Raw genomic sequence first — 15,905 nt, 5'->3', positions numbered from 1 at the left:
AATGGAATGTGCCCATGCACTGATCTATGTCAGCTGATTGAACAGTTAACAGATTTAGTCTGTTGTCTCTCTTCTCCTGCATTGGAGTCATGCAATGTCTGAAACCCCCGGAAAATTAAGACTCGGTGCACTGGTCGCGTTGGTTGTCGGTTCAATGATTGGTGGCGGGATCTTTTCCTTGCCACAAAACATGGCCGCCAGTGCCGACGTCGGCGCCGTGCTGATCGGTTGGGCGATTACCGCCGTCGGCATGCTGACCCTCGCCTTCGTCTTCCAAACCCTGGCTAACCGCAAGCCGAATCTGGATGGCGGGGTCTACGCCTACGCCAAGGCCGGTTTCGGCGACTACATGGGGTTCTCGTCGGCCTGGGGTTACTGGATCAGCGCCTGGCTGGGCAACGTCGGCTACTTCGTGTTGCTGTTCAGTACCCTCGGTTATTTCTTCCCGGTCTTCGGCGAAGGCAACACCGTTGAGGCTGTGATCGGTGCGTCGGCGCTGCTCTGGGCTGTGCACTTCCTGGTATTGCGCGGGATCAAGGAAGCGGCGTTCATCAACCTGGTGACCACCGTCGCCAAGGTCGTGCCGCTGCTGCTGTTTGTGTTGATCGCGGTCTTCGCGTTCAAACTGGACATCTTCACCGCCGACATCTGGGGCACGCAAAACACCACCCTGGGCAGTGTGATGAACCAGGTGCGCAACATGATGCTGGTCACCGTCTGGGTGTTCATCGGCATCGAAGGCGCGAGCATCTTTTCGGCCCGGGCGGAAAAACGCAGCGACGTCGGTAAAGCCACCGTGATCGGTTTCATCACCGTGCTGTTGTTCCTGGTGCTGGTGAACGTGTTGTCCCTGGGGATCATGACCCAACCGGAATTGGCCAAGTTGCAGAATCCGTCGATGGCGGCGGTGCTGGAACATGTGGTCGGCCACTGGGGCGCGGTGCTGATCAGTGTCGGCCTGATTATCTCGCTGCTCGGTGCGTTGCTGTCGTGGGTGCTGCTGTGTGCAGAGATCATGTTCGCCGCCGCCAAGGACCACACCATGCCGGCGTTCCTGCGCAAGGAAAACGCCAACCACGTGCCGGTCAACGCCCTGTGGCTGACCAACGCGATGGTGCAGATATTCCTCATCATCACCTTGTTTTCCGCCAGCACTTACCTGTCGCTGATCTACCTCGCCACCTCGATGATTCTGGTGCCATACCTGTGGTCGGCGGCCTACGCGCTGCTGCTGGCGGTGCGCGGCGAAACCTATGAAAAGGCCCTGGCCGAACGCAAGAAAGACCTGATCATCGGTGGCATTGCGGTGATCTACGCGGTCTGGCTGCTGTACGCCGGTGGCATCAAATACCTGCTGCTCTCCGCTTTGCTCTATGCCCCCGGCGCGATCCTGTTCGCCAAGGCCAAGCTCGAAGTGGGCAAACCGGTTTTCACCAACGTCGAGAAGCTGATTTTCGCCGCCGTTGTCGTCGGCGCCCTGGTGGCGGCCTACGGGCTGTATGACGGCTTCCTGACTCTGTAAGAACTGATTGTTTCAATCTGGAGGATCACTGTAATGACCACGGAAAAAGTGAAGTACGGCGTACATTCCGAAGCCGGCAAACTGCGCAAAGTCATGGTTTGCTCCCCAGGCCTGGCCCACCAGCGGCTGACCCCGAACAACTGCGACGAACTGCTGTTCGACGACGTGCTGTGGGTCGCCCAGGCCAAGCGTGACCATTTCGATTTCGTCACCAAGATGCGTGAACGCAATGTCGACGTGCTGGAAATGCACAACCTGCTGACCGACATCGTCGCGATCCCCGAAGCGCTGGACTGGATTCTGGAACGCAAGATCACCGCCAACTCGGTCGGCCTCGGTCTGGTCAATGAAGTGGGTTCGTGGCTGCGCAGCCTGGAACCGCGCAAGATCGCCGAGTTCCTGATCGGCGGCGTGTCCGCCGATGACCTGCCGAACAGTTTTGGTGGCAAGACCATCGAGATGTTCCGCGACTTCCTCGGCCACTCCAGCTTCATTCTGCCGCCGCTGCCCAACACCCAGTTCACCCGCGACACCACCTGCTGGATCTTCGGTGGCGTAACTCTGAACCCGATGTACTGGCCGGCGCGCCGTCAGGAAACCCTGCTGGCCAGCGCCATCTACAAATTCCACCCCGAGTTCACCAACGCTGACTTCCAGGTCTGGTACGGCGACCCGGATCAGGAACACGGCAACGCCACGCTCGAAGGCGGCGACGTGATGCCGCTCGGCAACGGCGTGGTCTTGATCGGCATGGGCGAACGCTCGTCCCGACAGGCCATCGGCCAACTGGCGCTGAACCTGTTCAAACACAAAGCCGTGGAACGAGTAATCGTTGCCGGCCTGCCGAAGTCCCGCGCCGCGATGCACCTGGACACTGTGTTCAGTTTCTGCGACCGCGACCTCGTCACCATCTTCCCGGAAGTGGTCAACCAGATCGTCGCCTTCACCCTGCGTCCTGACGAGAGCAAACCGGGCGGCATCGACATCCGCCGCGAAGAAACCAACTTCCTCGACACCGTGGCCGCTGCACTGAATCTCAAGGCCCTGCGCGTGGTGGAAACCGGCGGCAACAGCTTCGCTGCCGAACGCGAGCAATGGGACGACGGCAACAACGTGGTGGCACTGGAACCGGGCGTGGTGATCGGCTACGACCGCAACACCTACACCAACACTCTGCTGCGCAAAGCGGGCGTGGAAGTGATCACCATCAGCGCCGGCGAACTCGGTCGCGGCCGTGGCGGCGGCCACTGCATGACCTGCCCGATCATTCGCGACCCCATCGACTATTAATTCGTATGCCCTGCTCCGTGCTTATAAAGCGCGGAGCAGGCGGATAACCGAAACCCAAGGAGATCCAAAATGGCTTTTAACATGCGCAACCGCAGCTTGCTGAGCTTGATGCACCACACCACTCGCGAGCTCAATTACCTGATCGACCTGTCCCGTGACCTCAAGCGCGCCAAATACACCGGCACCGAGCGTCCACACCTGCAAGGCAAGAACATCGCGCTGATCTTCGAAAAAACCTCGACCCGCACCCGTTGCGCCTTCGAAGTCGCGGCCCACGACCAGGGTGCCCACGTCACCTACATCGACCCGGTGTCGTCGCAGATCGGCCACAAAGAAAGCATGAAAGACACCGCCCGCGTACTGGGCCGGATGTTCGACGCCATCGAGTACCGTGGCTTCGAACAGGAAATCGTCGAAGAGCTGGCCAAGTTTGCCGGCGTGCCGGTGTTCAACGGCCTGACCGCTGAATTCCACCCGACGCAAATGATCGCCGACGTGCTGACCATGCGTGAGCACAGCGACAAGCCGATGCATGAAATCAGCTACGCCTACCTCGGCGATGCGCGCTACAACATGGGCAACTCGCTGCTGATGATCGGCGCGAAACTGGGCATGGACGTGCGCATCGCCGCACCGAAAGCGCTATGGCCACACGCGGACTTCATCGCCCAGTGCAAAGCCTTCGGCGAAGAAAGCGGCGCGCGCATTACCATCACCGAAGACCCGAAAGAAGCAGTCAAGGGCGTGGACTTCATCCACACCGATATCTGGGTGTCCATGGGTGAACCGGTGGAAGCATGGGACGAGCGCATCGAGCAACTGCTGCCGTACCAGGTCAACACCAAGATGATGAAAGCCTCGGGCAACCCACGCGTGAAGTTCATGCACTGCCTGCCGGCGTTCCATAACAGCGAAACCAAGGTCGGCAAGGACATCGCCGCGCGCTATCCGCACCTGGCCAATGGCGTTGAGGTGACAGAAGAAGTCTTCGAATCGCCGGCCAACATCGCCTTCGAGCAAGCGGAAAACCGCATGCACACGATCAAGGCGATATTGGTGTCGGCGTTGGCGGATATCTAAAAGGCTGAACACCTGTTCACGATGATCGTTCCCACGCTCTGCGTGGGAATGCATCCAGTGACGCTCTGCGTCACAGGGGACGCGGAGCGTCCCGGGCGGCATTCCCACGAGGACCGTGGGAACGATCATCGTGCTCGTACCCTTTTCTGAAAGGACTGCATTATGCGTATCGTCGTTGCCCTGGGCGGTAACGCCCTGCTCCGCCGTGGTGAACCCATGACCGCGGACAATCAACGCGCCAACATCCGCGTCGCCACCGAACAGATCGCCAAGGTCTACCCCGGCAACCAACTGGTCATCGCCCACGGCAATGGCCCGCAAGTCGGCCTGCTGTCGTTGCAAGCGGCGGCCTACACCTCGGTTTCGCCTTACCCGCTGGACGTGCTCGGTGCCGAAACCGAAGGCATGATCGGCTACATCATCGAACAGGAACTGGGCAACCTGCTGGACTTCGAAGTGCCGTTCGCCACGCTGCTGACGCAAGTCGAGGTCGATGCCAATGACCCGGCGTTCCAGAATCCGACCAAACCCATCGGCCCGGTGTACTCGAAAGCCGAAGCCGAAAAACTCGCCGCCGAAAAAGGCTGGGCGATTGCTCCGGACGGCGACAAATATCGCCGTGTAGTGGCCAGCCCACGGCCGAAACGCATCTTTGAAATCCGCCCGATCAAGTGGCTGCTGGACAAAGGCAGCATCGTCATTTGTGCCGGCGGTGGCGGCATCCCGACCCTGTACGGCGCCAGCGGCAAGCTTGAAGGCGTGGAAGCGGTGATCGACAAAGACCTGTGCTCGGCGCTGCTGGCCGAACAGCTGGAAAGCGATCTGCTGGTGATCGCCACCGACGTCAGCGCGGCCTTCATCGATTTCGGCAAACCGACCCAGAAAGCCATCGCCCAGGCCCACCCGGACGACATGGAAAAACTCGGCTTCGCCGCCGGCTCCATGGGGCCGAAGGTCCAGGCAGCCTGCGAGTTCGCGCGCAATACTGGCAAAGTCGCGGTCATCGGTTCACTCTCGGACATCGAAGCCATCGTCCAGGGCAAGGCCGGCACCCGCATCAGCACGGCCACACCTGGCATTACTTACCTCTAAAAAGAAACTCGGCGGCAGGCCTGGGGTCTGCCGTTCTCCAATGCCTTCGAAGGAGAGATGAATATGGCTACGTTCGAGCCCGGTCACTTGCATATCGAGCGCCACGCGCTGAACGATGACGATTACAGCTACAACTTGTGCATCGACTATGAAGTCACCCAGGATCCCAAGGAAGGCCAAGGCATGCTGTTCAAGATGCATGGCAGCATCGAGGGCAAAGAACTGACGGAAGAATTCTTCCTGCCCAAGGACCAGGCTTTCGACTTCGCCCGGCATGCCATGCACATCGCACAAAAATATGGCCTCCCCAAAGAAGCCAACATCGCGTCGATGCACAAGACCTACGACGAAATGTTCGAAGATGTGCGGGCGCAGCTCGACGTCAAATCCGGTGATCCGGTGAAACCCGAACACCTCGAATAACCCGACTCATCTGCGTTGATCGTTTGATCGTTCCCACGCTCCGCGTGGGAATGCAGCCCGGGACGCTCCGCGCCCCAAAGCGGACGCAGAGCGTCCATTGAGGCATTCCCACGCAGAGAGTGGGAACGATCACAGGGGGTTATCGCCGCACGTAAGTCCTGCGTCAGATTTCACCTAACCCCCTCCTCCAAGGCATACTTGCCACCCTCCGCACTCCAGAACCAAAACCGCCCCATGCGTATCCACGTCAGCTTCATCGACCGCGTCGGCATTACCCAGGAAGTCCTGGCCTTGCTCGGTGGGCGCAATCTCAATCTGGATGCGGTGGAAATGGTCCCGCCCAACGTCTACATCGACGCCCCGACCCTGAGCCCGGACGTCCTCGAAGAACTGCGCGATGCGTTGCTCAGCGTGCGCGGCGTGCAGGCGATGACGGTGGTCGACATCCTCCCCGGCCAACGTCGGCACTTGCAGCTCGACGCCTTGCTCGCGGCCATGACCGACCCGGTGCTGGCCCTCGACAGCGCCGGCAAAGTGCTGCTGGCCAACCCGGCGCTGATTGCCCTGTACGGTCGCGAACCGGCCGGTGAAAGCATCGCCGAACTGTTCGCCGACCCCGCACTGCTCGACACCTTGCTGGAAAACGGCTTTCGCCTGCCGCTGCGCGAGATCACCGTCAACGGCCAGACCTTGCTGCTGGACGCCACGCCGATCACCGACGCTGGCGCCCTGCTGACCCTGTATCAGCCGAGCCGCATCGGCGAACGCCTGTCGGCCCTGCACCACGACCACGCCGAAGGTTTCGATGCGCTGCTCGGCGAATCCCCGGCGATTCGTACGTTGAAGGCCCGGGCCCAACGTGTCGCTGCCCTCGATGCGCCGCTGTTGATCCAGGGCGAAACCGGTACCGGCAAAGAACTGGTGGCCCGGGCCTGCCACGCCATCAGTGCGCGGCACAGTGCACCGTTCCTCGCGTTGAACTGCGCGGCCTTGCCGGAGAACCTCGCCGAAAGCGAACTGTTCGGCTATGCCCCCGGCGCCTTTACTGGCGCGCAACGAGGTGGCAAACCGGGGCTGATGGAACTGGCGAACCAGGGCACGGTGTTTCTCGATGAGATTGGCGAGATGTCGCCGTACTTGCAGGCCAAGTTGCTGCGCTTTTTGAATGACGGCAGCTTCCGTCGGGTCGGCGGTGATCGCGAAGTGAAGGTCAACGTGCGCATCCTCAGCGCCACCCACCGCAACCTGGAAAAAATGGTCAGCGAAGGTACCTTCCGCGAAGACCTGTTCTATCGCCTCAACGTGCTCAACGTCGAAGTCCCGCCGCTGCGTGAACGTGGCCAGGACATCCTGCTGCTGGCCCGCTACTTCATGCAGCAGGCCTGCGCGCAAATCCAGCGCCCGGTCTGTCGCCTGGCGCCCGGCACCTATCCGGCGCTGCTCGGTAACCGCTGGCCGGGCAACGTGCGGCAATTGCAGAACGTGATCTTCCGCGCCGCGGCGATTTGCGAAAGCAGCCTGGTGGACATCGGCGACCTCGACATCGCCGGCACCTCGGTGGCGCGCCAGAGCGACAGCGAAGTGGATAGCCTCGAACAGGCCATGGAAGAGTTCGAGAAAACCCTGCTGGAAAAACTCTACGTCAGCTACCCCTCGACCCGGCAACTGGCCAGCCGGCTGCAAACCTCCCACACCGCGATCGCCCATCGATTGCGCAAGTACGGCATCCCCAACAAGCCCTGAGACTTGATCGTTCCCACGCTCTGCGTGGGAATGCAGCCCGGGACGCTCTGCGTCCCAAAGCGGACGCGGAGCGTCCATTGAGGCATTCCCACGCGGAGCATGGGAACGATCTAAATCGTGTTTAAAAGCGACCTTCATCTGTACTGAAAGCGCTACAGCGGAATGATATCGATACACCCTCCTTAGATCACCGCTGTGCAAGGCTTTGATCCCATTACGCTTTTTTCTTTGCTTTGTGCTGTAGCGATTTCGCTACAGCCAATAAACTCCCGCGCCCCTCGAAAACACACAAAGTATTGATTTATAAGGATTTAATAACTTTGGCCGTGTTCTTGCTTAGTAACCTCCTATAAAGAAGGGCTTTAGCCCAAGCATTCAATCGCGTCCACCAGACGAGTCTGGCCCCCTTAGGAGTTTCCATGAGCGAGTTGCGTTTTACTGAAGATCACGAATGGCTGCGCACCGAAGCTGACGGCAGCGTCACAGTCGGCATCACCGCTTTCGCGCAGAACGCCTTGGGCGATGTGGTTTTCGTACAACTGCCGGAGCTGCAGTCCTACGACAAAGGCGCCGAAGCCGCCACCGTGGAATCGGTAAAAGCCGCCAGCGGCGTGTACATGCCTCTCGACGGTGAAGTGCTGGAAGTGAACCCGGCACTCGACAGCAGCCCTGAACTGGTCAACGAAGATCCACTCGGCGAAGGCTGGTTCTTCCGCTTCCGCCCAACCGACGCCTCGGCCGTTGCCAAATTGCTCGATCAGGACGCTTACGACCGTCTGATCAAAGCCAACGCCGAAGCCTGAGGAACGCCGACATGACTCAAGTAAATCTCAGCACCGCCAACGAATTCATCGCCCGCCACATCGGCCCGCGTTCCGGCGATGAGCAAGCCATGCTCAACAGCCTCGGTTTCGACTCCCTGGAAGCCCTGAGCGCCAGCGTCATTCCGGAAAGCATCAAAGGCACCAGCGTCCTCGGCCTGGACGATGGCCTGAGCGAAGCCGACGCCCTGGCGTTGATCAAAGGCATCGCCGCCAAGAACCAACTGTTCAAGACCTACATTGGCCAGGGCTACTACGGCACCCACACGCCGTCGCCGATCCTGCGCAACCTGCTGGAAAACCCGGCCTGGTACACCGCGTACACGCCGTACCAGCCAGAGATTTCCCAAGGCCGCCTGGAAGCGCTGCTGAACTTCCAGACCCTGATCAGCGACCTCACCGGCCTGCCGATCGCCAACGCTTCCCTGCTCGACGAAGCCACCGCCGCCGCGGAAGCGATGACCTTCTGCAAACGCCTGAGCAAGAACAAGGGCAGCCACGCCTTCTTCGCGTCCGTGCATTGCCACCCGCAAACCCTCGACGTACTGCGCACCCGTGCCGAGCCGTTGGGCATCGACGTGGTGGTTGGCGACGAACACGAACTGACTGACGTGACCCCGTTCTTCGGCGCGCTGCTGCAATACCCGGCGAGCAACGGTGACGTGTTTGATTACCGCGAACTGACCGAACGCTTCCACGCCGCCAACGCATTGGTCGCTGTCGCGGCTGACCTGTTGGCCCTGACCGTGCTGACTCCGCCGGGTGAATTCGGCGCTGACGTGGCCATCGGTAGCGCACAACGCTTCGGCGTGCCGCTGGGCTTCGGTGGTCCGCACGCGGCTTACTTCTCGACGAAAGACGCGTTTAAACGTGACATGCCGGGCCGTCTGGTCGGCGTCTCCGTGGACCGTTTCGGCAAGCCGGCCTTGCGCCTGGCGATGCAGACCCGCGAGCAACATATCCGTCGCGAGAAAGCGACGAGCAACATCTGCACCGCGCAGGTGCTGTTGGCCAACATCGCCAGCATGTACGCCGTGTATCACGGTCCGAAAGGACTGACGCAGATCGCCAACCGCATTCATCACCTGACCGCTATTCTGGCCAAAGGCCTGAGCGCACTGGGGCTGAACGTCGAGCAAGCCAACTTCTTCGACACCCTGACGATCAAGACCGGCGCTAACACGGCCGCATTGCACGACAAGGCTCGCGCCCAACAGATCAACCTGCGCGTCGTGGATGCCGAACGCCTGGGCCTGTCCCTCGACGAAACCACCTCGCAAGCCGATGTGGAAACCCTGTGGGCCCTGCTGTCCGACGGCAAAGCGCTGCCAGATGTCGCCGCCCTCGCCGCTTCGGTTCAAGCGACCATTCCAGCGACACTGGTACGCCAATCGCCGATCCTCAGCCACCCGGTGTTCAACCGTTACCACTCGGAAACCGAGCTGATGCGCTACCTGCGCAAGCTCGCCGACAAGGACCTGGCGCTGGATCGCACCATGATCCCGCTGGGTTCGTGCACCATGAAACTCAACGCCGCCAGCGAGATGATCCCGGTGACCTGGGCTGAATTCGGTGCCCTGCACCCGTTCGCCCCGGCCGCGCAAAGCGCCGGTTACCAGCAGTTGACCGACGAACTGGAAGCGATGCTCTGCGCCGCCACCGGTTACGATTCGATCTCGCTGCAACCGAACGCCGGTTCCCAGGGTGAATACGCTGGCCTGTTGGCGATTCGTGCCTATCACCAGAGCCGTGGCGAAGACCGTCGCGACATCTGCCTGATCCCGTCCTCGGCCCACGGCACCAACCCGGCCACCGCCAACATGGCTGGCATGCGTGTGGTGGTGACCGCGTGCGATGCCCGTGGCAACGTTGACATCGAAGACCTGCGCGCCAAGGCCATCGAGCACCGCGAACACCTCGCGGCACTGATGATCACTTACCCGTCGACCCACGGCGTGTTCGAAGAAGGCATCCGCGAAATCTGCGGCATCATTCATGACCATGGCGGCCAGGTGTACATCGACGGCGCCAACATGAACGCGATGGTCGGCCTCTGCGCGCCGGGCAAATTCGGCGGCGACGTAAGCCACCTGAACCTGCACAAAACCTTCTGCATCCCCCACGGCGGTGGCGGCCCGGGCGTCGGCCCGATCGGCGTGAAGTCGCACCTGACGCCGTTCCTGCCGGGTCACGGCACCATGGAGCGTAAAGAAGGCGCGGTCTGCGCCGCACCGTTCGGCAGCGCGAGCATTTTGCCGATCACCTGGATGTACATTCGGATGATGGGTGGCGCCGGTCTGAAACGCGCTTCGCAACTGGCGATCCTGAATGCCAACTACATTTCCCGTCGCCTCGAAGAGCATTACCCAGTGCTGTACACCGGCAGCAACGGCCTGGTGGCGCACGAATGCATCCTCGACCTGCGTCCGCTGAAAGACAGCAGCGGCATCAGCGTCGATGACGTGGCCAAGCGCCTGATCGACTTCGGCTTCCACGCCCCGACCATGTCGTTCCCGGTCGCCGGCACGCTGATGATCGAGCCGACCGAAAGCGAATCCAAGGAAGAACTGGACCGCTTCTGCGACGCCATGATCCGCATCCGCGAAGAAATCCGCGCTGTGGAAAACGGCACGCTGGACAAGGAAGACAACCCACTGAAAAACGCCCCGCACACCGCGGCGGAAATCGTTGGCGAGTGGACGCATCCGTACAGCCGTGAGCAAGCGGTGTATCCGGTCGCATCGCTGATCGAAGGCAAATACTGGCCACCGGTCGGTCGCGTCGACAACGTGTTTGGTGATCGCAACCTGGTTTGCGCTTGCCCGTCGATCGAAAGCTACGCTTGATCCATAAGGGACGGCTTGGCCGTCCCGCAAGGACGCCACACCTCCTGTAGGAGCGAGGCTTGCCCGCGAAGAGGCCATCACGGCCGCTAAAAGCTTCGCGGGCAAGCCTCGCTCCTACAGGTTCGGGGTGTTCCTCATAACAAGAAACCGGAGAACAACTCATGTCGTTAAGCGTGTTCGACCTGTTCAAGATTGGCATCGGCCCCTCCAGCTCCCACACCGTCGGCCCGATGCGTGCCGCTGCACGTTTCGCCGAAGGTCTGCGCCGTGAAGGGCTGCTGACTGCAACCACCAGCGTCAAAGTCGAGCTCTACGGCTCGCTAGGCGCCACGGGCAAAGGACATGGCAGCGACAAGGCTGTGTTGCTCGGCCTGGAAGGCGAACACCCGGACACCGTGAACACCGAAACCGTCGCCGCCCGCCTGCAAGAAATTCGCGGCAACGGTCGCTTGAATCTGCTCGGCGAACACAGCATTGCGTTCAACGAGAAAGAACACCTGGCAATGATCCGCAAGCCATTGCCCTATCACCCCAACGGCATGATCTTTCGTGCCTTTGATGCCGCAGGCCTGCAAGTGCGCAGCCGCGAGTACTACTCGGTCGGGGGCGGTTTCGTCGTCGATGAAGACGCCGCCGGCGCCGACCGCATCGTCGAAGACGCCACGCCGCTGACCTTCCCGTTCAAAAGCGCCAAGGACCTGCTCGCACACTGCACCACCTACGGCTTGTCGATCAGCCAGGTGATGCTGACCAACGAAAGCGCCTGGCGCCCGGAAGCGGAAACCCGCGCGGGTCTGCTGAATATCTGGCAAGTGATGCAGGACTGCGTCGCCGCTGGCTGCCGCAACGAGGGCATCTTGCCCGGTGGCTTGAAGGTCAAGCGCCGTGCGGCGGCGCTGCATCGGCAACTGTGCAAAAACCCGGAATCGGCCCTGCGCGATCCACTGTCGGTGTTGGACTGGGTCAACCTGTATGCGCTGGCGGTTAATGAAGAAAACGCCAATGGCGGGCGCGTCGTCACTGCGCCCACTAACGGTGCGGCCGGGATCGTACCGGCGGTGTTGCATTACTACATGCGCTTTATCCCCGGCGCCAACGAAGACGGCGTGGTGCGTTTTCTGCTGACCGCGGCGGCCATCGGCATTCTCTATAAAGAAAACGCCTCGATCTCCGGCGCGGAAGTCGGCTGCCAAGGTGAGGTCGGCGTCGCCTGTTCGATGGCGGCCGGCGCCTTGTGCGAAGTCCTCGGCGGCAGCGTTTCGCAGGTGGAAAACGCAGCCGAAATCGGCATGGAACACAACCTCGGCCTGACCTGCGACCCGATTGGCGGCTTGGTGCAAGTGCCGTGCATCGAGCGCAACGCCATGGGCTCGGTAAAAGCCATCAATGCGGTGCGCATGGCCCTGCGCGGCGACGGTCAACACTTCGTCTCCCTCGACAAGGTCATCCGCACCATGCGCCAGACCGGCGCCGACATGAAAAGCAAATACAAGGAAACCGCCCGTGGCGGTTTGGCGGTCAACATTATCGAGTGCTGATGCAGGCATCCGCACTATTTTCAGGAGCTGAATATGTCCACCGAACAATTGCTGAAAACCCCGCTGCACGCGTTGCACATCGAACTCGGCGCGCGCATGGTGCCGTTCGCCGGCTATGACATGCCGGTGCAATACCCGCTGGGCGTGATGAAAGAACACCAGCACACCCGTGATCAGGCCGGGCTGTTCGATGTCTCGCACATGGGCCAGATCCGCCTGACCGGCGCCAATGCCGCCAAGGCCCTGGAAACCCTGGTGCCGGTGGACATCATCGACTTGCCGGTGGGCATGCAGCGCTACGCGATGTTCACCAACGAGACGGGCGGCATTCTTGACGACTTGATGGTCGCCAATCTGGGTAACGATGAACTGTTCCTGGTGGTCAACGCCGCCTGCAAGGATCAGGACCTGGCGCACCTGCGCAAACACATCGGCGACCATTGCACGATCGAGCCGCTGTTCGAAGAGCGCGCGCTGCTGGCCTTGCAAGGTCCGGCCGCCGTGACCGTGCTCGCGCGCCTGGCGCCGGAAGTGGCGAAAATGACCTTCATGCAGTTCGCCCGGGTGAAACTGCTGGGCGTGGACTGCTTTGTCAGCCGTTCGGGCTACACCGGCGAAGACGGTTTCGAAATCTCCGTCCCGGCCGCCAATGCCGAAGCCTTGGCTCGCGCCCTGCTGGCAGAACCTGAAGTGGCCGCCATCGGCCTCGGTGCTCGCGACTCCCTGCGCCTGGAAGCCGGCCTGTGCCTCTACGGCCACGACATGAACACCGAGACCACCCCAATCGAAGCGAGCCTGCTGTGGGCCATCTCCAAGCCGCGTCGTGCCGATGGTGCGCGGGCCGGCGGCTTCCCGGGCGCTGAAACCGTATTCGCTCAACAACAGGGCGGTGTCAGCCGCAAGCGCGTTGGCCTGTTGCCGCAAGAACGCACTCCGGTGCGTGAAGGTGCAGAGATCGTCAACGAAGCCGGCGACATCATCGGCAGCGTGTGCAGCGGTGGGTTCGGACCGACCTTGGGTGGCCCGCTGGCCATGGGTTATGTCGACAGCGCTTACATCGCGCTGGAAACGCCAGTTTGGGCAATTGTTCGTGGGAAAAAGGTGCCTTTGCTTGTAAGCAAAATGCCATTTGTTCCACAACGCTACTACCGTGGTTGATTGACTGTTTCTATAAGTAACGCGGTTGCGTTAACAGCGCACTAATCTGTAACGCAACCGCCATAAAACAGTGCAGGCTTTCGCTTATGAACTTGTCTTATAACGATCGAAAACAATTGAACACCACTATCGAATAAGCCGGCACTAGTGGACTGACTAACAGCCACCAACCTGAGCAAAACCGGGCCCCTCACAGGGCTTGTTTTTTATCGGCTAGTTGGCGTAGAGTTTGTTCACTGTGTTTGCATGGGTCGCTTGGAATCGTGACCTGGGCAGTAGCCTACAAGTTAGCTACATCCCGTTCGACGTCTTCTTACTCTCCTGCAACCAGCCCCAGTACTCTTTCATGAGAAGGAGACTGTCATTAATTTTTTGCGTCAAAGGAAATAAGAAATGTCCCAACGTCAGAGCGGTACCGTCAAGTGGTTTAACGACGAGAAAGGTTTTGGTTTTATCACTCCTGAAAGCGGTCCGGATCTGTTCGTGCATTTCCGCGCCATCCAGGGCAACGGCTTCAAGAGCCTGAAAGAAGGCCAGAAAGTGACTTTCGTCGCTGTGCAAGGCCAGAAAGGCATGCAGGCTGACGAAGTACAAGCAGAAGCCTAACCTTCTGTAACGAAAAAGCCCCTGATGCTGACATCAGGGGCTTTTTTGTGCGCGTAAATCCGTAAAATGGCTTTCTTTTTTCGTCCAGAGGCTGCCATGTCGAAACACCTGCTCAAACCCCAGGGCGACTTCCCCGCCGCCACTTTGGGTCGTCGCCTGGCAGCGATGTTCTATGACTTCCTGTTATGCACCGCCCTGCTGATCGTCACTAGCGGCGTCTATAAGATGATCCAGATGGCAATCATCGGCGAAGACAAGATGCGCACGTTGACCGAAGCTGGTGCCCTGGATGGCGATCCGTTGCTGTCGACGGTGCTGCTGTTCGTGCTGTTCGGCTTCTTCGCCAAGTTCTGGACCTGGTCCGGCCAGACCCTGGGCATGCAGGTGTGGTGTATCCGTGTGCAGAACGCCGATGGTTCATCCATCAGCTTGTGGCAGGCGTTATTGCGCTTTGTGGTGTCGATTGCGTCGTGGTTGTGCGTGGGCCTGGGGTTTATCTGGCCGCTGTTTGATAAGCAGAAGCGCAGTTGGCATGACATGTATTCGGATACGCAGCTCGTCCGGATTCCGAAGAAGAGCAAATAATCCGCCAGATGCAAAAACGCCCCGACTTGATCGGGGCGTTTTTTTGGCTCATTGCTGACGAATCAAGCGTTCCCAGCCAACTTCATCCGCGCCGCCTGGGTAAAGTCCAGCATCCGCTTCAACGGCCGAATCGCCTGCGGAATCAACGCCGGATCAACAAAGATCTCGTTCGTCCCTTCCTTCAAGCTCTTCAGCGTGCGCTCAAGGGTGTTCATCGCCATCCACGGGCAATGCGCGCAACTGCGGCACGCAGCGCCGTTACCGGCCGTTGGCGCTTCGATGAAGACCTTGTCCGGGCACAGCTGCTGCATCTTGTAGAAGATGCCGCGGTCGGTGGCGACGATAAAGGTCTTGTTCGGCAGGCTTTGCGCGGCCGCGATCAATTGACTGGTGGAACCCACGGCGTCTGCCAGTTCGATTACCGAAGTTGGCGACTCCGGGTGCACCAGAATGGCCGCGTCCGGGTACAGCGCCTTCATGTCTTCGAGCTGTTTGGATTTGAACTCCTCGTGAACGATGCAGGCTCCGTCCCACAGCAACATGTCCGCGCCGGTCTTGCGCTGGATGTAGGTACCCAGGTGCTTGTCCGGGCCCCAGATGATGGTCTCGCCGTTGTCCATCAGACTTTCGACGATCTCCAGCGCACAACTTGAAGTCACCACCCAGTCAGCCCGGGCTTTCACCGCCGCCGAGGTGTTGGCATACACCACCACTGTGCGTTCCGGATGCTGATCGCAGAACGCCGAGAACTCGTCCACCGGGCAACCCAGGTCCAGCGAGCAGGTCGCTTCCAGGGTCGGCATCAGTACGCGTTTTTCGGGGTTGAGAATCTTCGCGGTCTCGCCCATGAACTTCACCCCGGCGACCACTACGGTCTTGGCCGGATGGGCATTGCCGAAGCGCGCCATTTCCAGGGAGTCGGACACGCAGCCACCGGTTTCTTCGGCCAGGGCCTGAATCACCGGATCGCAATAGAAGTGCGCCACCAGCACCGCGTCCTGAGCCTTGAGCTCGGCAGCGATAGCGGAGCGGTAATAGGCCTCTTCCTCGGCGGTCAGCGGCTTGGGCTGCTTGGCGTCGAGGTGAGCTTGAACCAGTAGGCGTTCAGAAATTTGCGTCATGATCGCAAGACCTGCGGGCGCTTTCGCGCGAAAGTCGAGTATACACCCGGCTCCGGACCACTAATGGGTACCGCCGGGAG

At 60.4% G+C, this 15,905-nt stretch carries 13 protein-coding genes; 12 read left to right on the top strand and 1 reads right to left on the bottom strand.

Annotation, left to right across the window (positions count from 1 at the left end; all coding sequences use genetic code 11):
* Positions 1–94: 94 nt before the first annotated feature.
* The 12 genes from arcD to HKK52_RS27885 all read left to right on the top strand — a co-directional run bounded on the left by arcD (position 95) and on the right by HKK52_RS27885 (position 14,704).
* On the top strand, positions 95–1,522 hold the full coding sequence (arcD, locus tag HKK52_RS27940) for an arginine-ornithine antiporter (protein ID WP_169373426.1): 1,428 nt from the start codon (positions 95–97) through the stop codon (positions 1,520–1,522).
* A 33-nt stretch (positions 1,523–1,555) separates the two neighbouring features.
* The gene (gene arcA, locus HKK52_RS27935) at positions 1,556–2,812 is read left to right on the top strand and encodes an arginine deiminase (RefSeq protein ID WP_169373425.1); all 1,257 of its coding nucleotides are present in this window, start codon (positions 1,556–1,558) and stop codon (positions 2,810–2,812) included.
* A 69-nt stretch (positions 2,813–2,881) separates the two neighbouring features.
* The gene (locus HKK52_RS27930) at positions 2,882–3,892 is read left to right on the top strand and encodes an ornithine carbamoyltransferase (RefSeq protein ID WP_169373424.1); all 1,011 of its coding nucleotides are present in this window, start codon (positions 2,882–2,884) and stop codon (positions 3,890–3,892) included.
* Positions 3,893–4,054: 162 nt separating this feature from the next.
* Complete coding sequence (gene arcC, locus HKK52_RS27925) at positions 4,055–4,984, top strand: carbamate kinase (RefSeq protein ID WP_169373423.1); 930 nt, start codon at positions 4,055–4,057, stop codon at positions 4,982–4,984.
* Between the two features lie 63 nt (positions 4,985–5,047).
* Positions 5,048–5,407, top strand: coding sequence for a DUF5064 family protein (locus HKK52_RS27920; protein ID WP_169373422.1), 360 nt, complete (start codon positions 5,048–5,050; stop codon positions 5,405–5,407).
* 234 nt (positions 5,408–5,641) lie between these two features.
* A complete protein-coding gene (locus HKK52_RS27915; protein WP_169373421.1) occupies positions 5,642–7,150 on the top strand; it encodes a sigma-54-dependent transcriptional regulator in 1,509 nt (502 codons plus the stop codon).
* A gap of 419 nt (positions 7,151–7,569) precedes the next feature.
* Positions 7,570–7,953: a glycine cleavage system protein GcvH gene (gene gcvH, locus HKK52_RS27910; protein ID WP_169373420.1), complete on the top strand. Its 384-nt coding sequence runs from the start codon at positions 7,570–7,572 to the stop codon at positions 7,951–7,953.
* An 11-nt stretch (positions 7,954–7,964) separates the two neighbouring features.
* The gene (gcvP, locus tag HKK52_RS27905) at positions 7,965–10,817 is read left to right on the top strand and encodes an aminomethyl-transferring glycine dehydrogenase (protein WP_169373419.1); all 2,853 of its coding nucleotides are present in this window, start codon (positions 7,965–7,967) and stop codon (positions 10,815–10,817) included.
* A 161-nt stretch (positions 10,818–10,978) separates the two neighbouring features.
* Positions 10,979–12,355: an L-serine ammonia-lyase gene (locus tag HKK52_RS27900; protein ID WP_169373418.1), complete on the top strand. Its 1,377-nt coding sequence runs from the start codon at positions 10,979–10,981 to the stop codon at positions 12,353–12,355.
* Between the two features lie 33 nt (positions 12,356–12,388).
* Complete coding sequence (gene gcvT, locus HKK52_RS27895) at positions 12,389–13,513, top strand: glycine cleavage system aminomethyltransferase GcvT (RefSeq protein ID WP_169373417.1); 1,125 nt, start codon at positions 12,389–12,391, stop codon at positions 13,511–13,513.
* A 393-nt stretch (positions 13,514–13,906) separates the two neighbouring features.
* On the top strand, positions 13,907–14,119 hold the full coding sequence (locus tag HKK52_RS27890; protein ID WP_003175786.1) for a cold-shock protein: 213 nt from the start codon (positions 13,907–13,909) through the stop codon (positions 14,117–14,119).
* A gap of 96 nt (positions 14,120–14,215) precedes the next feature.
* Complete coding sequence (locus HKK52_RS27885; protein WP_169373416.1) at positions 14,216–14,704, top strand: RDD family protein; 489 nt, start codon at positions 14,216–14,218, stop codon at positions 14,702–14,704.
* Between the two features lie 62 nt (positions 14,705–14,766).
* Here HKK52_RS27885 and nadA read toward each other — a convergent pair whose 3' ends face one another.
* Positions 14,767–15,825 (bottom strand): quinolinate synthase NadA, encoded by a 1,059-nt coding sequence (nadA, locus tag HKK52_RS27880; protein ID WP_042607283.1) that lies wholly within the window; start codon positions 15,823–15,825, stop codon positions 14,767–14,769.
* Positions 15,826–15,905 lie beyond the last annotated feature (80 nt).

The organism is Pseudomonas sp. ADAK2 (assembly GCF_012935755.1).
Taxonomy (GTDB): domain Bacteria; phylum Pseudomonadota; class Gammaproteobacteria; order Pseudomonadales; family Pseudomonadaceae; genus Aquipseudomonas.
This window is presented reverse-complemented; position numbering and strand designations above follow the sequence as displayed.